This window comes from Mesorhizobium sp. LNJC405B00, from assembly GCF_000502615.1.
Lineage (GTDB): Bacteria > Pseudomonadota > Alphaproteobacteria > Rhizobiales > Rhizobiaceae > Mesorhizobium.
Window position 1 is genome coordinate 276,695 of sequence record NZ_AYWC01000004.1, and the last position, 19,865, is coordinate 296,559.

The window sequence follows — 19,865 nt, forward strand, 5'->3', positions numbered from 1 at the left end:
CGATTATCCTTTGACGGCGCCGGCGGTGAGGCCGGTGACGAGATAGCGTTGCAGGAAGGCGAAGAAGATGCAGACCGGGATCAGCGCCAGGATCGACGCCGCCATCATCTGCCCCCAGTCCACGGCGAACTTGCCGATATAGGTGAGCAGGCCGACGGCAAAGGTCTTCTGGTCGTCGCTGGAGATCAGCATCAGCGCGAACAGCAATTCGCTCCAGGCGGCGGTGAAGACGAAGCCGAGCGTGGCGCCCATGCCGGGCAAGGTCAGCGGCACGATCACCTTGCGCATCGCCTGCGCCCGCGTGCAGCCGTCGATCATCGCCGCTTCCTCCAGATCCTTCGGAATGCCGTCGAAGAAGGACTGCATCAGAAAGGTGGCGAAGGCGGTGTTGAAGGCGGTGTAGATGATGATCAGACCAACCAGACTGTTGGTCAGGCCAAGCTCGCCCATGACGCGGTAGATCGGCGGAATGACCATCACCAGCGGGAAGGTTTGCGTCAGCAAAAGCATGATCGCCAGCGTTGCCTTGCCGCGAAAGGTGAAGCGCGACATGGCGTAGCCGGCGAGCGTGGCGATGACTGTCACCAGGGCCGCCGTCGACACCGAGACGATAACGCTGTTGAGGAAATAGCGGGGGAAGTCAGAGGCTTCCAGGACAGTGATGAAGTTGCGGAAGGTGGTCTGCGACGGCCACAGCGTGATGCCCTCGGAATAGAGCAGCCGCTCCGGCGTTACCGAAATCTTCAGCGTCCAGAAGATCGGAAACAGCGCAAAGATCATATAGGCGGCAATCGCCGCGTAGAGGCCGATGCCGCTGAAGATGCGCGAGGAGGTGGAGCGTCCGGCAATCATCAGACGTGCCTCACCAGCAAGCGGCGGATGGCGATCAGCGCGATCGCATAGGCGATCAGCAAGATCAAGAGCAGCACCGCCACCGCGGAGGCATAGCCCTTGTCCAGCGACTTGAAGGCACTGACATAGATGTAGACCGGCACCGTGCTGGTCGAGCCTGCCGGCCCGCCCTCGGTCATGACAAAGATCAGATCGGCGAAGGTGGCGATCCAGATCGTACGCAGCATGACGGTGATGACGATGGTCGGCGCCAGGAACGGCAGCGTCACCTTGGTGAAGCGCTGCCAGGGCGAAGCGCCGTCGATTGCGGCCGCCTCATGCAGTTCCGACGGGATCGACTTCAGCGCCGCCAGCAGAGTGATGGCGAAGAACGGAATGCCGAACCAGATGTTGGCGATGATCGGCCCCCACATGGCGGTGGCCGGATCGGACAGCACATTGGTCGGCTCGGCCTTCAGCCCGAGCGTGAAGAGCCAATGCGGCAGTGGTCCGATGATCGGATTGAACAGCCACGCCCAGGTCAGCCCCGACAGGAAAGATGGCACCGCCCAGGGCAGGAACACCACCGCCTGCACGAACTTGCGCCCGACAAACGGTTTGTCGAGCAGCAGCGCCAGGCCCAGGCCGAGGAAGAACTGGAAGAACAGGCTGGCGACGGTCCACCACAGCGTGTTGACCAGCGCCTGCCCCAGCACCTGGTCGGTCAGCATCGCCTGATACTGGCCTAGACCGACATATTCGGATTTGAAGGCGGAGAACTTCCGGAACGAATAGCTGATGCCGATGATCAGCGGCACCAGCAGCACCACGACCAGCAGAACGATCGCCGGGCTGAGATAAAGCCAGGGCTCGATTGCTGCATGCGTCAGCCGCTTCTTTCGCGGTCGGCCTGCGGATCGTATTTCGGGTACGGCGTAGGTCATTGGCTTCTGGATCGTCTCCTGGAGGAGCGGATTGGCAACAAGCGTCGCCGTTCATTGGGGAACAGATGCCGGTCCACCCTCCGTAGCTGCAGCACAGCTGCTGCGGAGGACGGGCAGGCAGATGAGGGGCGGCGCCAGCCTTGGGGTGCTCGCGCTGCCCCTCATCCGGGCCTGTCTGTGCATGTCGTTGCCCCAAAACCGCTACGCACTTTTGGGCGATATGCATTCGGGCCACCTTCTCACCGTAAACGGGGAGAAGGTGGAAGAACTACTTCTTGTTCTTGGCCAGCCAGTCCTGCTGTTCCTTGGTCAGGAACGCGGCCCATTGATCGGCAACGTCCTTGGCCGACTTCTGGCCGAGCAGCACTTCCTGGAAATTCTTGATCGCCACCTGGTCGACGAAATTGCCGAGGTTCTCCAGATGTGTCGGCGGCGTCACCATTTCATATTTGGAAGTGTCGCTGAGTTCGGTGAACCAGCCTTTGAACTGCTCGGTCTTGAAGTGGGCATCCTGGTCGGCGCCATTGTGGATCGGCACGACGCCGACTTCCTTGGCCCATTCGAGATTGTCCTTGGGCGACAACAGCGTCGCCATCAGCTTCCAGGCATCGTCCTTGTGCTGCGAGTTGGCGAACATCGCCCAGCCGGCATAGCCCAGCGTCGGATAGGATTTGCCGCTTGGCCCTACAGGCAGCGGCGCCACTGCAAAATCGTCGGCACTCATCTTGTCGGCAATGCCGATCAGCGCATCCGGATCCTGGTTGAGCATGGCGCAGGTGCCGGAATAGAAGCCGGTGACGGTCTCGTTAAAGCCCCAGCTCACCGCATCCTTGGGCGCCAGCCCGTCCTTGTACATGTCGGCCAGCATCTGCAGGCCCTTGACCGAGCCCTCCTCGTTGATGGTCGAGGTGCCGTCCTCGTTGAAGTAGCCGCCCTTGCCAGCGGCGATGTTCATGAACATGTGCATGCCGTTGAAGGCGCCCGGCCCACCACGCAGGCAATAGCCGTACTTGCCTGGAATGGCGGAGATCTTCTTGGAGTCGGCGATGAAGTCGTCGAGTGTCGCCGGCGGGCCGTCGAGACCGGCCTCCTTGAACAACTTCTTGTTCCAGAACAGCGCATTCACATAGTAGCCGTACGGGATCATGAACTGAGTGTTGTTGACGGTCGAGCCGAATTGCTTGGCGCGGTCGCCCAGCGTCTTGGCGTCGTCCCATTTGGCCATGTAAGGGCCGAGATCCTCGAGCTGGCCGTTGGTGGCGTAGAGGCCCATCCAGCGCTCCGGCATCTCGACGATGTCGGGCGTATCGCCGGCCTGCACCATGGTGAGGAATTTCTCGAAGGCCTGACCCCAGGGCAGCGAGACCACCTCGACCTTGACGCCGGCATTGGCGGCCTCGAACTCGGCGATCTGCTTCTTCAGGAATTCGGTGCGCTGCGGGCTGGTGATGACCTCGACCAGCTTGAGGGTGGTGTCGGCCAATGCGCCGCTGGCGGACATCGCCAGGCCGGCAGCGGTGGCAAGCATGATGCTCAGTCTTTTCATGTTCAGAACTCCCATTTTGAACCCAGTCATTTTTTTGCTTTGTCGAAGGCCTGGCCGATGTCGGCCCAGAGGTCTTCGACGCTTTCCAATCCGACATTGAAGCGGATGGTTCGGGGGCTGACGCCGAAGCGCGCCATCGAATTGAGACCCGGTGTCTGCTCGAGCGAGGCCTTTGCCGGCACGACGAGGCTTTCATGACCGCCCCAGCTGACGCCGATGCGGAAAAATTTCAGCGCATCGACGAAAGCGGGAATGTCGACATCCTCCGTCACCTCGAAGGAGAACAGCCCGGCATAGCCGGCAAGCGTCTTCTTGCCGGGATGGTTGGAATAGGCGGGATGATTGACCCGCTCGACCTTGTCATGCGCCTTCAACCGCTCGGCGATGATGAGCCCGCTCTTCATGTGATGCGGCAGTCTCAGCGGCAGCGTGCGCAGGCCGCGCAACAGCAGCCAGCCCTCGAAGGGCGACAGCTTTGCGCCAAGCTGCGAGTAGGTCTGGTCGTTGATGTGCTTGATATGGGCGGCCGAGCCCGCCACCACACCGGCGACGGTATCGCTGTGGCCGCCGAGATATTTCGAGGCCGAGTGCAGCACCAGATCGACGCCGTGCAGGATCGGCTTCTGGAACACCGGCGTCGCCCAGGAATTGTCGATTGTGGTGACGATGCCCTGCTCTTTCGCCAGCCGCGTCAGATGTTCGAGATCCTGCAGCTCGAACATCATCGAGGTCGGGCTTTCCAGGTAGAGCAGTTTCGCACCGGGAAGTGCCGCGGCCACCGCATCCGGATCGGAGCCGTCGACATAGTCGACCTTGATATGCAGGCGCGGAAACAGCCGCTCGAACAGTCGGTAGGCGTCGCCATAGCAATTGCGCACCGCAAGGATGCGTTCGCCTGCGCCGAGGAAAGCCAGCAACGTCGCGCTGATCGCAGCCATGCCGCTCGAAAAACCACGTGCGGCTTCAGCACCTTCAAGCGCTGCGACGCGCGACTCGAATTCCATCACCGTCGGATTGTCGCCGCGCGAATAGATCGGCTGTTTCCTGCGCCCGGCAAAGGTGTCGGCCATGTCGGCATAGCTGGCGAAGGTAAACAGGGAGGTCTGGTAGATCGGCGGCACCACCGCATTGCCGGGGAACGGGTCGTCATGCGCCAGAAGCGTCGCCGCCTCGGCGAGATAGTCGCTGCCGGAAATGCCTGGGTCGAAGCTGTGCTCGTTCATGTGCGGACCGAAAGTTTGAGGTTGGCGGCGCCGCGCTTCAAATCGTCCTCGACCGTGGCGATCAGCTTCAGCGCTTCGGCCCGGGCGCCTTCCGGATCGTGCGCGGCGATGCAGTCGAACATGGTGCGGTGGTAGGGAAAGCTTGCGTGGCCGAAATCGCGCACGCCGAGCGGATGTTCCCAGAAGCGGTGGAACAGTTCGTGCATGGCGGCGATAATCTGCTCGAACAGCGGATTGCCGCAGGCGCGGTAGATCGCCTGATGGAATTCCCAGTCCTCTTCCGACGACATGCCGGCGCGGCTGAGAAACTCTTCCTCCATGATGTCGAGCTTGCGCTCGATCTCGGCGAGGTCGTCCTTGTCGGCACGAATGGCGCAAAGGGCGGCGGCTTCCGCTTCTAGCGCGCGGCGGATTTCCAGCGTGCGCATCAGGCCGGTGAAATCATTGCCGCCGGCAAGCGTCAGCGGCATGTGCAGCATGTCGAGCGAGACGGCGGCCTTGAGATACGTGCCCGAGCCCTGCCGGCGCTCGACCAGGCCAAGCCCTTCCCAGCGCGTCAGCGCCTCGCGCACCGTGTTGCGGCTTACCTTGAGCCGCTCGGCGAGGATGCGTTCGGTCGGCAGCCTCTCACCGGGTTCCAGCTTCTCGCGCATGACGAAGCCGGCCAACGCCTTCAGCACCGCGTCGTCGCGGGCCGTCGTCTGGATCGGCGGAAGGCTGAATTCGGTCACCGGCGCTATTAACGAAGTGGTTCAATGGTCCAACCAATTTCTGCACAGACGAAGGGACCTGTCAACAGTGGAAACGCAGCGAGGCCGAAGGGCCAGGGGATGCACCTTCGGCCTTGCTGCTTCAGCCGGGGATGCGCGCCGGCGCAGCGGCGGCGCGAGCCTCGCGCCAGCGAGCGAAGATTGCCTCGCGAACCCGCCTCGAACCAGAGAGGCGCTTTTTTGCCTGCGCCAGCACCGCAGGCGACGCCTCGGCGGGCGTGCCGGACCGAAAGGGAGGAGCCGGGGCGTATTCGAGCGAGAGCTGCACGATCTCGGCCTCCTCCTGTCCAAGCAGCCTCGCAACCAGCGCCAGGCCGAAGTCGATCCCGGAAGTGACGCCGCCGGCGGTGATGAGCCTGCCGTCCTCGACAATCCGCTCATCGACGGGGATCGCTCCGAACTCTTCCAGGAAATCATGCGCATACCAGTGCGTTGTCGCCCGTTTGCCCCTAAGCAGCCCGGCCGCCCCAAGCACCAGGGCACCGCTGCAAACGGAGGTGATGTAGCGCACCTGCCCCGCGCGCTCCCACACGAAATCGAGGACTGTCTGGTCCTCCAGCAACGCGTTGACCCCGCCCCCGCCCGGAATGCACAGCACGTCGAGAGGCCGGCAATCGTCGAAGGTCGCGGTTGGCGTCAGCGAGAGGCGCGTCGATGACGTCACCGGGTTGCGATCCTTCCAGATCAGTTCCACCTCGGCATCCTTGGCCGATGCCAAGACTTCGTATGGGCCGGTGAGATCGAGCTGCTGGACGTCAGGGAATACGAGGATGCCGAAACGCAGGGGCATGGAAATCTCCTTGGGTTGACTTCAGGCAATCTACGGCATCATGGTTTGGCACGATTGCCATTCACCCCTCGTTTCAGGCCAAACCCGATGCGCCGTATCGAAGTGCTTGCCTATCCCGACATCCAGCTCCTCGACGTCAGCGGACCGCTCCAGGTCTTTGCCAGCGCCAACGACTTCAAGAGGCAGGCGGGCGCGCCGGCCCCCTACGAGGTCGTGGTCGTCGCCGCCTCGCCCCGGATAAGGACCTCGGCCGGTCTGGTGCTGGAGGCCACGGCGCTGCCAACCCACGGAGGTAAGATCGACACGCTGCTTGTCCCCGGCGGATGGGGCGTCAACGCGGCCTGCGACGATCCCGTGCTGGTCCAGTGGATCGCCGGTCGCTCGCGCGATGCCACCCGAACCGCTTCCGTCTGCAGCGGCGCCATGCTGCTGGCGACGGCTGGCCTGCTCGACGGCCGCCGCGCGGTGACCCATTGGGGACGCTGCGCGGAGTTCGCCCGGCGCTTTCCCGCGGTCCGGCTCGAACCCGATCCGATCTTCATCCGCGACGGCAATGTCTGGACATCCGCCGGCGTAACGTCGGGGATCGATCTCGCCCTCTCGCTCGTCGAGGCCGACCTTGGCCGGCACACGGCGCTCGGCGTGGCGCGCGAGTTGGTGGTTTTCCTGAAACGTCCCGGTGGCCAGGCGCAATTCAGCCAGACCCTCAAGCTGCAGCAAGGCGACGGGCGCTTCGACCGGCTGCATGGCTGGATCCTCGAAAATCTCGCCGGCGACCTGTCGCTGGCGCGGTTGGCCGACCACGCCAATATGAGCCCGCGCAGCTTCTCGCGGCGCTATCACGAGGCCACAGGCCGAACTCCCGCCCGCGCGATCGAGGAGATCCGGATCGAGGCGGCGCGGCGGATGCTGGAGCGTGGCCAGCCCGTCAACCAGACGGCACGACGCTGCGGTTTCGGCTCGGAAGAAACCATGCGGCGCGGCTTTCTGCGCGTGCTGGGCACCAACCCGCGCGCCTATCGCGAGCGTTTCTGATCGCGACGGCTTGCGCCATTAAGCCGGCGGTCGACGCCGTAGAAATAGAGCCTCTCCAGCGTTCAGGCGGGATGCTGTAGCTGGCTGAGCCCGCCATCGACGACGAGGGTCGCCGCGTTCATGAACGGGCACTCCTCAGAAATCATGAACACAGCGGCCAGCGCGATCTCGCGCGCCGAGGCGATGCGGCCGCCGGGATGCAGCGCCAGCGTCCTGGCGCGCGCCGCAACCGGATCGGCAAAACTGTTCCAATAGTCGGTCGCCTTCTGCGTCTCGACATAACCGGGCGCCAGCGCGTTCACGCGCACGCCCTGCCCGGCATATTCCAGCGCCAGCGATTTGGTCAGCCCAAGCAGCGCGTGCTTGGCCACGGGATAGGGGAAGGTATGAGGGATGATGGTGAAGCTGTGCGTCGAGGCGATGTTGAGGATCGCGCCACCGCCATTTGCGATCATTGCCGGCAGCACCGCCTTGGCGCAGTTCCAGGCGCCCTTGACGTTGACGTCGAAATTGCGGTTCCACTCCTCCTCGGTCGCCTCGAGCGGCGTCGAGAACACATTCATCCCGGCATTGTTGATCAGCGCGTTGATCGGCCCGATCGCGTCGGTCGCTTGACTGACCGCAGCGGCAATCGCGGCCCCGCCGCTGATGTCGGCTGAGACATGCCCGACATGGCCCTGCGGCGCTGCTAGGCCGGCGACCGTTTTGTCCAGCAGCGCGCCGTCGCGATCAACCAGGAACAGCTTTGCCCCTTCGGCCAGGCAGGCCTCGGCGATGGCAAGCCCGATGCCTTGCGCGGCGCCGGTGAGGAAGATGCGTTTGCCGGACAGGCGCTCAGCCATGGCTGTCACTCCACTGCAAGATGGTCAGCGCCGGCCCAGTGCCGACGAACGCAGATTGTCGAGCAAAACGGCAAGCAGCAGGATCACGCCGCGCACAATGTATTGGTAGAAGGCTGCGATGTTGAGCAGGTTCATGGCGTTTTCGGCGATGCCCATGATCAGCACGCCGACGATGACGCCCGACATGGTGGCGCGGCCGCCGGCAAGCGAGACGCCGCCGAGCACGCAGGCCGAGATGACCGAGAGTTCAAGCCCCACCGCCGCATTGGGCTGGCCCGACGTGATGCGCGAGGCCAAAAGGATGCCGGCGATGCCGCAAACCACGCCTTGCAGCGCAAAGATCCAGATGCGCGTCCAGTCGACATTGACGCCGGCCAGGCGCGAAGCCTCCGGGTTGCCGCCGATGGCCAGCGTGTTCTTGCCGAAGACGGTACGATTGAGGACAAAACCGAAGATGCAAAACAGCACGGCCAGGACCCAGACCGGCGTCGGAATGCCGAACAGCTTCGACAGCGCCAGTTGGTAGAAATCCGGGCTGTTGATGCCTACGGCGCGGCCGTCCGATGCGATCAGCGCAAGGCCGCGCACGATCTGCATGGTGGCAAGCGTCGTGATCAGTGCGTTGATGCGGAACTTGGCGATGACGACGCCGTTGATGAAGCCGACGAAGGCGCCGCAGGCGATTGCCGCAAGAAGCCCGAGGATGATCGATCCGGTATAGTTCGACGCCATCACCGCGACCATGCCGGCGAAAGCAACGATCGAACCGACCGAGAGGTCGAAGTCGCGCGCGGCGAGGCAGAACATCATCGTGCAGGCGACGATGCCGACGGTGACCACCGATTGCAGCAGGCCGAGCATGTTGCGGTCGGTCAGAAAATTCGGCACCAGCAGCGACACCAGCGCGAAGGCGACGATGAAGATCACGACGAGGCCCTGTTCGCCGAGCAGGATCTTCTTCAACTGATCGGTCATGGCAAAGATCCTCAGGATGCGATCGCGTCGGGGGTTTTCTGATCGGGAAGAGCGGCGGCCAGGATCGCTTTTTCGGCGAACTGGTCGCGCGCGAGTTCGGCGCTGATGCGCCCGCCGCACATCACCAGGATGCGGTCGCAAATGCCCATCACTTCCGGCAGTTCGGACGAGACGACGACGATCGCCATGCCGTCTTCGGCAAGCTGGTAGAGCAACTCGTAGATTTCCGCTTTGGCGCCAACATCGATACCGCGTGTCGGCTCGTCGACGATAAGCACGCGCACGCCCTGCTCCGACAGCCAGCGGCCGAGAATGACCTTCTGCTGGTTGCCACCGGAGAGGTTGATGATGTCCTGCTTGCGCGACGGCGTGCGCACCTTGAGCTTCTTGATGAAGGTCTCGGCGGTGGCGATCTCGCTGGCGCGGTTCAGGATCCCGAAGCGCGTGTGATGACGCCGCGACGAGATGTTGATGTTCTCCTCGATCGAGCGGCCCTGGATGATGCCGTCATGCTTGCGGTCTTCCGAGCACAAAACGATGCCGGCGCGGATCGCGTCATGGGGATCGGTGGCATGAACGACCTTGCCGTCGACGCTGATGGTGCCGCCTGAGCGCCGGTCGGCGCCGAAGACCAGCCGCATCAGTTCCGAGCGCCCCGCGCCGATCAGGCCGAAGAAGCCGACGATCTCGCCGGCCCTTGCCTCGAAGCTGGCAGGCGTCGTCAGTTTTACTCCGGAAACAGCGTCGACCTTCAGCCGGACATCGCCGGCCGGGCGTGGGCGAAACCCCCAGATATCGGAGATTTCGCGGCCGACCATTTCGGCGACGACCTGGTCGCGTGTGACGTTTTTCAGCGACGCATGGTGCGCCGCGAGCTTGCCGTCGCGCAGCACGGTCAGGCTGTCGCAGAGGCGGAACACTTCGTCCAGCCGGTGCGAGACATAGATGATGACCTTGCCCTCGCCGCGCAGGCGGTCGATCAGGGCAAACAGGATTTCGCTTTCGCGCGACGACAATGACGAGGTCGGCTCGTCCAGAGCGATGACGCGCGCGTCGAGCATGATCGCCTTGGCGATCTCGACCATCTGGCGCTCGCCGATGGACAGCGTCTTGACCTTGCGGCTGATATCGATGTCGATGCCGGCTGATTTCAGCTTGGCGCCAACATCGTCCAGCATCCTGGCACGGGCGATGATGCCGGCGTTGGCGGGGAAGCGGCCGAGGCTGAGGTTTTCGGCAACAGTGAGCTCGGGAACCAGCTGCAGTTCCTGGTGGATGACGATGACGCCATTGTCGAAGGCATCTCGCGTCGTTGCATAGGCTTGCATCTTGCCGTCGATGAGGATCTCGCCGTCATCGGCATGCTGGTCGCCGGACAGGATCTTGATCAGCGTGGATTTGCCGGCGCCGTTCTCGCCCATCAGGCCGTGCACGGCGCCCTTGCCGACGCCGAACGAGACGTTCGACAGCGCCTTGACGCCCGGATAGGTCTTGGTGATTTCCGAGAAGTCGAGAAAGGACATGGGGCGCCTATCCTTTTGCCATGCCAAACAGGCGGCGACTGTGAGCCGCCGCCTGTTTGTACAGGGAGGATTATTCGATGCCGAGACCCTTGCGGACCGTCTGGTAGTCGTCGCGCTTGGCCAGCGCACCGGCGGTCAGGATGAGCTTCTCGGGTTCCTTGTTGTTGGCGACCCAGTCATACATGTTGAGCGCAGTCTCGTAGCCGTGACGCTTCGGCGAGATGATCACCGTGCCGACGAAGCCGGTGGCGGTCGGCTTCTTGAACTCGTTGATCGCCGAATCCGCGCCGCCAATGCCGACGCCGATCACGTTTTCGGCCGGGATGCCGACGCTTTCGGAAGCGCGCACGGCGCCGAGCACGGCTTCGTCGTTGAGGCCGAAGGAGACCCACTTCTTGATGTCGGCATGGGCGTTGAGTACCACCGTCGCCGCATTGAGCGCAGCCTCGGTATCGGTCTTGGCCTGCGGCGCGTCAAAGATGTTTTCGGCCTTGAAGCCGTTGGCCTTCAGCACCGAAATGGCGCCTTCGACCCGGTCGACGGCGGTCGGCAACTGATCATAGGAGACGCGGATGGCGCCGACCTCGTCGGCCTTCCAGCCGCGCGCCTTCATTTCGTCGACGATCGCCTGGCCGACGGCCTCGCCGATCTTGGTCGCCGAAATGCCCATATGCGGCACGTCTTCCAGCGCCTTTCCGTCTGCGCCGACCAGACGGTCATCAACCGTCATCAGCTTGAGATTGTTGGTGGCGGCCTTGGCGACGATGCCGGGGCCGAGCTTCACATCAGGCGTGCAGACGATGAAGCCTTGCGCGCCCTGCGCGCCGAGATTGTCGATCGCCGACATCAGCTTCTCACCGTCCTCGGCGCCGATCTTGACCAGGGTAAAACCCTTCTCCTTGGCGGCCTGGTCGGCGAACTTCCATTCGTCCTGGAACCACGGCTCCTCGGGCTGTTTGACGATAAAACCTATCTTGGTGTCCTGAGCATATGCAGCGATGGTCGTGACGGACAGCACGGCAAGGGCGCCCGCGACGAGCGCGGTCTTCAGAAGTCGCATGATTACCTCCCAGCGATGGCCGGGCGCTCAGCCCGGATGCAGAGTCTCTAATTCTTTTTATCATACTCGTCAATTGATCTGGTATGATAATTGAGCTACATGCTCTGACCAGGGATCGCTGGCGCAAATCATCCGCATCCGGTAAGGCCGGGGACGCGAGATCAGTGGTTTCGCCGCCTTGGAGGAGGGCTGAGGTGACCGAAACTTCGAAGAAGGCATCAGGCGACACCCGCCGCCCGCGCGTCATGCCCGATGTGACCAAGGCGCTTGCCTCAGACATCTTTTCCGGACGCTATCCCGCCGGCTCGTCTCTGCCGACCGAAAACGAACTCGGCGTCGAATATGGCGTCAGCCGCACCGTCATCCGCGAGGCGCTGAAGGTGCTGGCCGCCAAGGGGCTGGTGCTGTCGCGGCCGCGCATCGGCACGGTTGTATGTGAACAGGACAACTGGAACATCATCGACCCGCAGGTGCTGGCCTGGCACGCGCCGCATGCGCTGAACGACAAATTGTTCGACGCCATCCTCGAAACGCGCCGCGCCATCGAACCTCTGGTAGCTGAACTGGCGGCGACTCGTGCGACGCTGCAGGAGATCGCCGATCTCGAAGCCGCCTGGCGCGGCATGGCCAATGCCGGCGAGGATCTCGCCGCCTTCTCGCGCTCGGACATCACCTTCCACCAGATCGTCTATGCCGCGAGCCACAACCCGATCTTCCGCCAGATCGGCAATCTGATCGACACCGGGCTGAAATTCTCGCTTGAAGCAACGGCGACCATTTCGCTCGCCCGGCGCATGGAAGCAGTGGCGGCGCACCGTGAGGTGGTGGAGGCACTGCGCATGCGCGATGCCGCGGCGGCGCGTGCGGCGGCAGGCCGGATCCTCGACCTTGCGGCGCGCGACCTGGTCAGCGCCAAGAAACTCAAGAACAACTGAGACCAGCATGAAAATCATCTCGCTCACCACCTACATCGTCCCGCCGCGCTGGCTGTTCCTGAAGATCGAGACGGATGCCGGCGTCACCGGCTGGGGCGAGCCTGTCGTCGAAGGCCGTGCGCTGACAGTCGAGGCAGCGGTCAAGGAACTTGGCGATTATCTGATCGGCAAGGACCCGCGCCTGATCGAGGACCATTGGACGGTGATGCATCGCGGCGGCTTCTACCGCGGCGGGCCGATCCTGATGAGCGCCATTGCCGGAATCGACCAGGCGCTGTGGGACATCAAGGGCAAGGCGCTCGGCGTGCCTGTGCACGAACTGCTCGGCGGCAAGCTGCGCGACAGCATCAAGGTCTATTCCTGGATCGGCGGCGACCGGCCGGCGGAAGTGGCTGATGGCGCCAGGGAAGTGGTGGCGCGCGGTTTTCAGGCGCTGAAGATGAATGGCACCGAGGAACTGCAGATCGTCGACAGCCATGACAGAATAGATGCGGCTGTCGAACGAGTCGCCATGGTGCGCGAGGCCGTTGGGTCCAACATTGGCATCGCCGTCGATTTCCACGGCCGCGTCCACCGGCCGATGGCGCGCATGCTGGTCAAGGAGTTGGAACCCTACCGGCTGATGTTCATCGAGGAGCCGGTGCTGAGCGAAAATCGCGAGGCGCTGAAGGAGATCGCAGCGCTGGGCTCGACGCCGATCGCACTCGGCGAGAGGCTCTACAGCCGCTGGGATTTCAAATCGGTGTTCGAACAAGGCGCCGTCGACATCATCCAACCAGACCTGTCGCATGCCGGTGGCATCACCGAATGCCGCAAGATCGCGGCGATGGCCGAGGCCTATGATATTGCGGTCGCGCCGCACTGCCCGCTCGGCCCGATCGCGCTCGCCGCCTGCCTGCAGCTCGATGCCGTCAGCTACAACTGCTTCATCCAGGAACAGAGCCTCGGCATCCACTACAACGCCGCAAACGATTTGCTCGATTATGCCGCCAACAAGGACGTCTTTCGCTACGAGGATGGCTATGTCGCAATCCCCGATGGTCCCGGCCTCGGCGTCGAAATCGACGAGGACTACGTCAAGGAAAGGGCCAAGGAAGGCCACCGCTGGCGCAACCCGGTCTGGCGTCACAAGGACGGCTCCTTCGCCGAGTGGTAGCCCGGCCGACCTTGCGGCCAGGCCTTCAGGACCTCAAGCTCAATTTCGCGGTGGCGCCAGCGTAACGCAGGCCTCTGATGGGCCGCAGCGCCGAGCACCAGCGCATGGGAACCGTCGGCGCCGGCAAGCCGCAACTCGCTGACCGCCTGGGTTGCCGCAAGCGATCGAAAGCAGTCGCTATCCATGGAACATGGCGGATGTCCTGTTCTCATCGACCTTTTCTTGGCCCGCCAGCCGCGTCACCTGCCCGCGGCGTGCCGGCCTGCGTTCCTGCCGGAGAAGATGCAGCTGCCGAGAAATGTCCCTTCCAGCGCATTGTAGCCGTGATAGCCGCCGCCACCGCCGCCGGCCACCTCGCCTGCCGCATAGAGCCCGGCAATGGGCGCGCCATTGCCATCGAGAACCTGCGAATTGAGATTGGTGTGCAGGCCGCCAAGCGTTTTGCGCGTCAGGATTTTGAGGCGCACCGCGATCAGCGGCCCGTGCCTGGGATCGAGTATCTTGTGCGGCTTGGTCACCCGGAAGATCTTGTCGCCGATGTAGTTGCGGGCGCCGCGGATGGCTGTGACCTGCGCATCCTTGGTATAGGCATGGTCGACCTCTCGATCGCGCGCCACGATCTGGGCGTTGAGCCCGTCGTAGTCGAGCAGATTGTCGCCTGACAGCGCGTTCATCCCGGCGACCAAGTCGGCCAGGTTGTCGCGGACGACGAAGTCCTCGCCCTTTTCCAGGAACGCTGCCACCGATGGTGGCGCCTTGCCGCCGCGCCGGTTCTTCAGCACGGCCCGCCAATCCTTGGCCGTAAAGTCTAGGTTTTGCTCCGAACCCGACAGCACGAACTCCTTCGAAGCGATCGTCTTGCTCAGCACGAACCAGGAATAATCGTGTCCCGTCGACAGGATACGCTTCAAGGTGCCGAGCGAATCGAAGCTCGGGAAGAACGGCGCCTCCATGCGTTGTCCCAGAGCATCGAACCATAGCGGCGACGGCGCCGACAGGATGCGAATGCCGTGGTTCGGCCAGATCGGATCCCAGTTCTTGATCCCCTCGACATAGTGCCACATGCGGTCGGCGTTGATGACGGCCCCGCCGGCGTCCTGGGTGATCGCCACCATGCGGCCGTCGACATGGTGCGGCACGCCGGCAACCATACGCTTCGGCGCTGGCCCCAGCCGCCCGACCGGCCAGACCTTGCGAACCAACTCATGATTGCCGCCGATCCCGCCGGAGGTGACGATCACGACACCGGCCGAAAGGTCGAAATCGCCGACGGCCGTGCGGCTCGACTGCTTGCCGCGCTCGACATCGGATGCCTCCAGAATTTCGCCCGCGACGCCGGTGACCGCGCCGTTGGTCTTGATCAGCCGGCTGACCTGATGACGGAATTTCAAAGTGATCAGCCCTTTGGCGACGTGCTCGCGCACGCGCCTTTCGAACGGCGCGACCACGCCCGGCCCAGTGCCCCATGTCAGGTGGAAGCGCGGCACTGAATTGCCGTGGCCATTGGCCAGCGCGCCGCCGCGCTCGGCCCAGCCGACCACCGGCCACCAGCGCATGCCCATGGCGTAGAGCCACGGCCGCATCTCGCCGGCGGCGAAATCGACATAGGCTTCCGCCACTTTCCTTGGCCAATGGTCCTCGGGCCGGTCGAACTGGGCAGAGCCCAGCCAATCCTGCCAGGCGAGGTCGCGGCTGTCCTTGATGCGCAGGCGGCGTTGCTCGGGCGTGTTGACCAAAAACAGGCCGCCGAGCGACCAGAATGCCTGGCCGCCGAGAAAACCGCCACCCTCTTGCTCGACGATGATCACGCGTTTGCCGGCATCGCCGAGTTCCGCGGCTGCGGCCAGGCCGGCCAGCCCGCCGCCAACGATGATTGCATCCGCGTCAGCCATTGTCGTAGCTCCTGTGCCGGCTTTTGTTTTTGAGATCGGATGCTCGTTGCTAGCCGCGCAGCGCGTTCCAGATAATGCGCGGCAGCTTCATGAGGCTCGGCCGGTAGCTGAACTCGGTGATCAGGCGGCCGACCATGTGTGCCCTTTTGTGGGTCAGGAACCAGGCCGGCTTCGGCATGATGCGGAACGGCGCTTCGAGCACGCTGCGTTCCGGTCTGTCGAACAAATAGGTGTTGTGGACGACGCCGATGCCGCTCTGCACGTCGTCGAGCGTGTGGCCAGGGAAAGCACCCCAGGTCGGGCGCAGCAGCGCGAACAGAACGCCGCTCCAGGAATTGATGCCGATGCCGCCATAGCGCAGTTCGGCAATGATTTCCTCGAAGCGCTGCCGGCCGATCTCGGCGATCGTCCTGGGATGGATGAGGATGTTGGCGGCAAGCGTGCCGTGCAGCTTTTCATTGGCGTAGGCGACAGCGGCGCGCAGATAGGATTCCGCATTGCCCGCCGGCAGCCGCATGACGCTGAGCGCCGGCGCGAACACCTCGGCATTTTCGAGATAGGTATCCGTGCCCGGCCGGAACGGCACCACCACGCAGGCCGGCCCGCCGGGCCGCTCGAATTTCTGTACGCTGTCGGCATGCGCCTCGAAGGCGGCGAGGCGCTCGGTCGCGCCGGGATAATAGGCCGGGCGCGACGGGGCTTTCTGCATCATCTTTTCGAGGGCCGCCAGAAGCGCGTCGGATTTGTCCCAGCCTTCGGGCAACACGAGCATTTGGCAGGCGATACAGTTGAAACCGGAATTGTTGAGCTTCTGTGTGGCGATCAGTTCGGCATGGTAGGCGATGTCGGCATTCGACCATGGGCCGGGCACCACGATGGTCGGCGCCACGCCGCCAAGCTCAGAGGTGATACGCCGGCTGTTGCGCGGCGTGCCCGCCGCCTTGTTCTTGCGGCCCTCCTCGCCGGGACCCCAGACGATCGCGTCATGCGAGGCGGCGGCACCGGTGATGTGGATGTCGTCAACGAGATCGTGGTTGCACAGATACGCACCGACATCGGTGCCGCCGCGCACGATGCGCAGCGCGCCGAATTCGATCAGCGGCCGCAGCGCCGGCCGCAGGAAATCAACGAGGTAATCATTGACCGGGTTCATCTTGAGCAGAACCACCTGGTGCTCGACCAAAAGCTTGTGCAGGCAGTCGAGCGGCGCGATCGAGGCGACATTGCCGGCGCCGAGCACGAGGCCGATCTTGCCCTTGCGGCTGGTGCGCGGCGCGTCATAGGCCGATGCGGTGTTTGCGGCGAGGTTCGCCTTGGTCACGCCGGGCTGCATCCAGATCTCTGCCTTCAGCCCGGTGAACAGCACCTTGTCCCAAAGCGAATTCGGAACCACCGTCACCGCCACCTGTCCGCTAGGCAAGGTGCGGACCGGCAGTCTGTCGAGGAACTTCTTGCCCTCCATCAGGCTCAGCGTGTGGATGAACTGGTTGCAGCCATCCATCAGCGCCGCCGGGCCAGCCAGCCATTCCTCACCTTCCAGCGGCGAGCCGGTCGGGATGCCCTTCTTGCGCGTCGCGGTTTTGACCCACGCCTCGGCGACCTCGCGGATGTGATCCTTGACCTGCCGCAGCAAGGCGATCCGCTCGCCATTCGAGGTCTGCGCCCAGTCGTCCTTCCTGGCGTCGAGATCGGTGAGCGCGAGGTCGAGTTCGGCTGCCCATTCAGGCTGCACGGGCTGGGTTTTGACTGCCTTGGCAACCATCCTATCCTCCTCCACCTCGATCTCTTTGTTTGACGCAATTCCTGTGGGAAAACCGCTTCACACTTTTCCTGGAATTGCTCTACGAAAACGGCAGTGCGGCCCATTGCTCGACGAATTTCCCGCCGGAATAGACCTGGATCGAACCGAACTGCTGTAGCACGAATTCGCTCTGCGTCGGACGCAGGAAGGCGTAGTCGTCAGGCCCGACATTGACGTTGTCGGGCAGCGCCATGAATTGCTGATTGGTCGAAAAGCCGAACGTCTTGTCGGTCTTCATCCCCACGGGATGGACGGGCTTCGCCATCCATTTTCCGCCATAGAGAAAACAGCCGCGCCGCGGCAACAGCCCGAGCTTCTGCAGCAGCCAGGAGCGCTGGTCGAGGCCCGGCGCCTGGGAATCGACCACTTTCAGGATCGGCGTCGCGATGAATGCGGCAGGCCGCAATTGGCTGAGGCTCGGCACATCGAAATCGGTCGGCAGCATAAAAGCCGATCCGATGGACAATTCATTGGCGCCGACCCAGCTGTCATAGAGCAATGCGGTGCTGCTGCCGCCAAGATTGAGGATCTTGCGCTGGTCGGCGGCAAGGCAAGCGACATACTGGCGAAACAGGCTGATCGCCTTGACGCGCGCCTTGGCCGGTCCTCCCAGCAGTTTGGGGATATGGCCGATATGCGCCTCGTAGGCCATGACGCCTTCGCATTTCAGCCGCGGGTAATTCGCCAACGCGGAAACTGCCCGGGCCAGTGAGTCGGGATCGCTGATACCGCCGCGATGAAGGCCGACATCGACCTCGAAGCAGACGCGCAGCTCGCGGTCGAGCTCGGCGGCAAGCGAGCCATAGGCGGCCAGCCGCTCCTCGGTATCGATCAGCCAGACGATGCGCGACGTAGCTTCGCCGAGCCCGGCGAGAACGCCCTTCGTCAGCGCGTGCCTGGCGCCGGCAACCGGCATCGGCTTCCCCAACAGGAGATCGACTTGGGGAAACACTTTCAGCATCTCGGCGCTGATCGGCAGATGAAAGGTCATCAGCCTGTCGGTCGCAAACGCCGCGCGGATATAGTCGATCAGCGGCAGGCATGGCAGCGACTTGTCGACGAGGCGCAGATCGAGGCCCGTGGCGAACTTCGCCTTGATCGCAGCGATGTTGTGATCGAGCCGGTCGAGATCGAGCACCAGGCAAGGCTGAAAGATCCCGGCTGCCCTGAGCGCGCCCGACATTTCCGCGAAATAGGTGTCGGTCAGGCTCATGCCGCGACGCCGAGCAGCCTGGCAATATAGGGCGACACGAAGCGGTTGTCCGGGTCCATCTCGCGGCGGACCGCCATCGCATCGTTCCAGCGCGGATAGAGCGCGCTCAATTCCCTTGATGTCAGGCTGTGCATCTTGCCCCAATGCGGGCGGCCGCCGCGCTTCCTGAAGATCGGCTCGGCGGCGTTGAAGAACGCCATCGGATCGCGCTCGACGCCGTGATGGATGGCGATGGAACAGGTTGGGCGCTTGTAGAAGGGGCTGAGCCAGACATTGTCGGGCGCGACGACGCGCACCTCCATCGGAAAATAGACCTCTGGAAACCGCGTCTCGAGCAGCGCAATGATTTCGCTGAGTGCGGCCGCCCCTTCCTCGAACGGCAGGTGGTATTCCATCTCGTTGAACTTGACGTTGCGCTCGGAGGTGAAGACCTTCAGCCACTCCTCGATATAATCCTCGGCCGGCACCTTGGCGAAGGCCGAGCCGATGAGACGGCGGCGCAGCCAAGGGAGCCAGCTGAGATAGTCGCGCAGTTTTCTCAGCGTCGTCACCGCATCGTCGTCTTCCGTCGGCGGACGCACCGTCGCCGGCGCCTCGGTGATGTCGCTGGCAATCAGCAGCGCCTGGCCCGAAAACGGCACGTAGTAGAACTCGGCCGAACGATGCGCCGTCATGGTGCTTTCGAATTGCGCAAGCACATCGGCGATCGGCGCCGTCCAGCGGCGGTGCCGCATCCGGTAGCTCGCCACGTTGCGGATCGTCACTTCGGTGACGGCGCCGAAAGCGCCGAGCGAAGCGCCCATGGCTTCGATCATGTCGGGGCTCTTGGCACGGTCGAACTCTTTCACGGCGCCACGCCCGTCGACGATCTGCATCGCCTCGAGCTGGGTATGGTAAGCGCCGAGCGTGATGCCCGAGCCGTGGGTGGCGGTGCCCAGCGCCCCGCCGAACGCCTGCTTGTCGATGTCGCCCATGTTCGGCAGCGCCTGGCCGACGCCGTGCAACAGCTTTGCCAGCGCGCCGATCTTGGTGCCGGCGCCGACCCGTGCTGTCAGCCTTTCGGGATCGTGCGACCTCAGGCCCTCGAAGCGATCAAGCGACAGGATCGTCCCGTCATTCTTAACCAGAGGCGTGAAGGAATGGCCCGTGCCAGCGAATCGAACTGGTCCCGGCGCGTTGCGAATGGCACCACTCAGCTCATCGAGACTCTGCGGTTCGGCAAAAGCCTGCGGCGTGGCCGTGACATAGCCCGACCAATTGCTCCACTGGCTGATAGCCTCTCCCAAAATTGCCTCCCTGGGACGCCGGCTTTGCCGGTCTTTCTCCTAG

General features: G+C 63.5%; 17 protein-coding genes. 3 read left to right on the forward strand and 14 right to left on the reverse strand.

Translation table 11 applies throughout. From position 1 onward, the window contains the following. Positions 1-3: 3 nt before the first annotated feature. The 6 genes from X756_RS154955 to X756_RS154930 all read right to left on the reverse strand — a co-directional run bounded on the left by X756_RS154955 (position 4) and on the right by X756_RS154930 (position 6,104). The gene (locus X756_RS154955) at positions 4-852 is read right to left on the reverse strand and encodes a carbohydrate ABC transporter permease (protein ID WP_023668128.1); all 849 of its coding nucleotides are present in this window, start codon (positions 850-852) and stop codon (positions 4-6) included. Beyond that, positions 852-1,775, reverse strand: coding sequence for a sugar ABC transporter permease (locus X756_RS154950; protein WP_023687907.1), 924 nt, complete (start codon positions 1,773-1,775; stop codon positions 852-854). The genes X756_RS154955 and X756_RS154950 overlap by 1 nt, the downstream gene beginning before the upstream one ends. Positions 1,776-2,043: 268 nt before the next feature. Then, positions 2,044-3,321 (reverse strand): sugar ABC transporter substrate-binding protein, encoded by a 1,278-nt coding sequence (locus X756_RS154945; RefSeq protein ID WP_023685297.1) that lies wholly within the window; start codon positions 3,319-3,321, stop codon positions 2,044-2,046. 26 nt (positions 3,322-3,347) lie between these two features. Beyond that, on the reverse strand, positions 3,348-4,544 hold the full coding sequence (locus tag X756_RS154940; protein WP_023729457.1) for a PLP-dependent transferase: 1,197 nt from the start codon (positions 4,542-4,544) through the stop codon (positions 3,348-3,350). Then, positions 4,541-5,275 carry a FadR/GntR family transcriptional regulator gene (locus tag X756_RS154935; RefSeq protein WP_023668124.1) on the reverse strand — a complete coding sequence of 245 codons (735 nt, stop codon included), beginning with the start codon at positions 5,273-5,275 and terminating at the stop codon, positions 4,541-4,543. Before X756_RS154935 ends, X756_RS154940 begins: the two co-directional genes overlap by 4 nt. A gap of 121 nt (positions 5,276-5,396) precedes the next feature. Then, positions 5,397-6,104 (reverse strand): DJ-1/PfpI family protein, encoded by a 708-nt coding sequence (locus X756_RS154930; protein WP_023729458.1) that lies wholly within the window; start codon positions 6,102-6,104, stop codon positions 5,397-5,399. Positions 6,105-6,191: 87 nt separating this feature from the next. Between X756_RS154930 and X756_RS154925 the strand changes: the two genes are divergently transcribed. Beyond that, on the forward strand, positions 6,192-7,139 hold the full coding sequence (locus tag X756_RS154925) for a GlxA family transcriptional regulator (RefSeq protein WP_023729459.1): 948 nt from the start codon (positions 6,192-6,194) through the stop codon (positions 7,137-7,139). A gap of 62 nt (positions 7,140-7,201) precedes the next feature. Here X756_RS154925 and X756_RS154920 read toward each other — a convergent pair whose 3' ends face one another. From X756_RS154920 to X756_RS154905, 4 genes are all read right to left on the reverse strand, one after another. Beyond that, positions 7,202-7,981, reverse strand: a complete 780-nt coding sequence (locus X756_RS154920; protein ID WP_023729460.1) for an SDR family oxidoreductase — start codon at positions 7,979-7,981, stop codon at positions 7,202-7,204. Positions 7,982-8,005: 24 nt separating this feature from the next. Further along, positions 8,006-8,956 carry an L-arabinose ABC transporter permease AraH gene (araH, locus tag X756_RS154915; RefSeq protein WP_023729461.1) on the reverse strand — a complete coding sequence of 317 codons (951 nt, stop codon included), beginning with the start codon at positions 8,954-8,956 and terminating at the stop codon, positions 8,006-8,008. Positions 8,957-8,967: 11 nt separating this feature from the next. Continuing rightward, the gene (gene araG / locus X756_RS154910) at positions 8,968-10,479 is read right to left on the reverse strand and encodes an L-arabinose ABC transporter ATP-binding protein AraG (RefSeq protein ID WP_023729462.1); all 1,512 of its coding nucleotides are present in this window, start codon (positions 10,477-10,479) and stop codon (positions 8,968-8,970) included. A gap of 70 nt (positions 10,480-10,549) precedes the next feature. After that, complete coding sequence (locus tag X756_RS154905) at positions 10,550-11,539, reverse strand: arabinose ABC transporter substrate-binding protein (RefSeq protein WP_023729463.1); 990 nt, start codon at positions 11,537-11,539, stop codon at positions 10,550-10,552. 245 nt (positions 11,540-11,784) lie between these two features. Between X756_RS154905 and X756_RS154900 the strand changes: the two genes are divergently transcribed. Both X756_RS154900 and dgoD read left to right on the forward strand, forming a co-directional pair. Beyond that, on the forward strand, positions 11,785-12,474 hold the full coding sequence (locus tag X756_RS154900) for a FadR/GntR family transcriptional regulator (RefSeq protein ID WP_245264488.1): 690 nt from the start codon (positions 11,785-11,787) through the stop codon (positions 12,472-12,474). Positions 12,475-12,481: 7 nt separating this feature from the next. Then, positions 12,482-13,630 (forward strand): galactonate dehydratase, encoded by a 1,149-nt coding sequence (gene dgoD / locus X756_RS154895; RefSeq protein WP_023714596.1) that lies wholly within the window; start codon positions 12,482-12,484, stop codon positions 13,628-13,630. A gap of 239 nt (positions 13,631-13,869) precedes the next feature. On the opposite strand, the gene X756_RS154890 is transcribed toward dgoD, so the two are convergent. The 4 genes from X756_RS154890 to X756_RS154875 form a co-directional block, all read right to left on the reverse strand. Then, positions 13,870-15,522, reverse strand: a complete 1,653-nt coding sequence (locus X756_RS154890) for an FAD-binding dehydrogenase (RefSeq protein WP_023729466.1) — start codon at positions 15,520-15,522, stop codon at positions 13,870-13,872. A gap of 49 nt (positions 15,523-15,571) precedes the next feature. Next, positions 15,572-17,284: an aldehyde dehydrogenase family protein gene (locus X756_RS154885; protein WP_023729467.1), complete on the reverse strand. Its 1,713-nt coding sequence runs from the start codon at positions 17,282-17,284 to the stop codon at positions 15,572-15,574. A gap of 79 nt (positions 17,285-17,363) precedes the next feature. Then, on the reverse strand, positions 17,364-18,536 hold the full coding sequence (locus tag X756_RS154880; protein ID WP_031238077.1) for an alanine racemase: 1,173 nt from the start codon (positions 18,534-18,536) through the stop codon (positions 17,364-17,366). Then, positions 18,533-19,822 carry a D-arabinono-1,4-lactone oxidase gene (locus tag X756_RS154875; RefSeq protein WP_023729469.1) on the reverse strand — a complete coding sequence of 430 codons (1,290 nt, stop codon included), beginning with the start codon at positions 19,820-19,822 and terminating at the stop codon, positions 18,533-18,535. Before X756_RS154875 ends, X756_RS154880 begins: the two co-directional genes overlap by 4 nt. Between the last annotated feature and the right edge of the window lie 43 nt (positions 19,823-19,865).

Excerpts from the sequence above, each read along its gene's own strand:
- X756_RS154955 (WP_023668128.1), bottom strand. The coding sequence starts at position 852 with ATGATTGCCGGACGCTCCACCTCCTCGCGCATCTTCAGCGGCATCGGC.
- X756_RS154950 (WP_023687907.1), bottom strand. The coding sequence starts at position 1,775 with ATGACCTACGCCGTACCCGAAATACGATCCGCAGGCCGACCGCGAAAG.
- X756_RS154945 (WP_023685297.1), bottom strand. The coding sequence starts at position 3,321 with ATGAAAAGACTGAGCATCATGCTTGCCACCGCTGCCGGCCTGGCGATG.
- X756_RS154940 (WP_023729457.1), bottom strand. The coding sequence starts at position 4,544 with ATGAACGAGCACAGCTTCGACCCAGGCATTTCCGGCAGCGACTATCTC.
- X756_RS154930 (WP_023729458.1), bottom strand. The coding sequence starts at position 6,104 with ATGCCCCTGCGTTTCGGCATCCTCGTATTCCCTGACGTCCAGCAGCTC.
- X756_RS154925 (WP_023729459.1), top strand. The coding sequence starts at position 6,192 with ATGCGCCGTATCGAAGTGCTTGCCTATCCCGACATCCAGCTCCTCGAC.
- X756_RS154920 (WP_023729460.1), bottom strand. The coding sequence starts at position 7,981 with ATGGCTGAGCGCCTGTCCGGCAAACGCATCTTCCTCACCGGCGCCGCG.
- araH (WP_023729461.1), bottom strand. The coding sequence starts at position 8,956 with ATGACCGATCAGTTGAAGAAGATCCTGCTCGGCGAACAGGGCCTCGTC.
- araG (WP_023729462.1), bottom strand. The coding sequence starts at position 10,479 with ATGTCCTTTCTCGACTTCTCGGAAATCACCAAGACCTATCCGGGCGTC.
- X756_RS154905 (WP_023729463.1), bottom strand. The coding sequence starts at position 11,539 with ATGCGACTTCTGAAGACCGCGCTCGTCGCGGGCGCCCTTGCCGTGCTG.
- X756_RS154900 (WP_245264488.1), top strand. The coding sequence starts at position 11,785 with ATGCCCGATGTGACCAAGGCGCTTGCCTCAGACATCTTTTCCGGACGC.
- dgoD (WP_023714596.1), top strand. The coding sequence starts at position 12,482 with ATGAAAATCATCTCGCTCACCACCTACATCGTCCCGCCGCGCTGGCTG.
- X756_RS154890 (WP_023729466.1), bottom strand. The coding sequence starts at position 15,522 with ATGGCTGACGCGGATGCAATCATCGTTGGCGGCGGGCTGGCCGGCCTG.
- X756_RS154885 (WP_023729467.1), bottom strand. The coding sequence starts at position 17,284 with ATGGTTGCCAAGGCAGTCAAAACCCAGCCCGTGCAGCCTGAATGGGCA.
- X756_RS154880 (WP_031238077.1), bottom strand. The coding sequence starts at position 18,536 with ATGAGCCTGACCGACACCTATTTCGCGGAAATGTCGGGCGCGCTCAGG.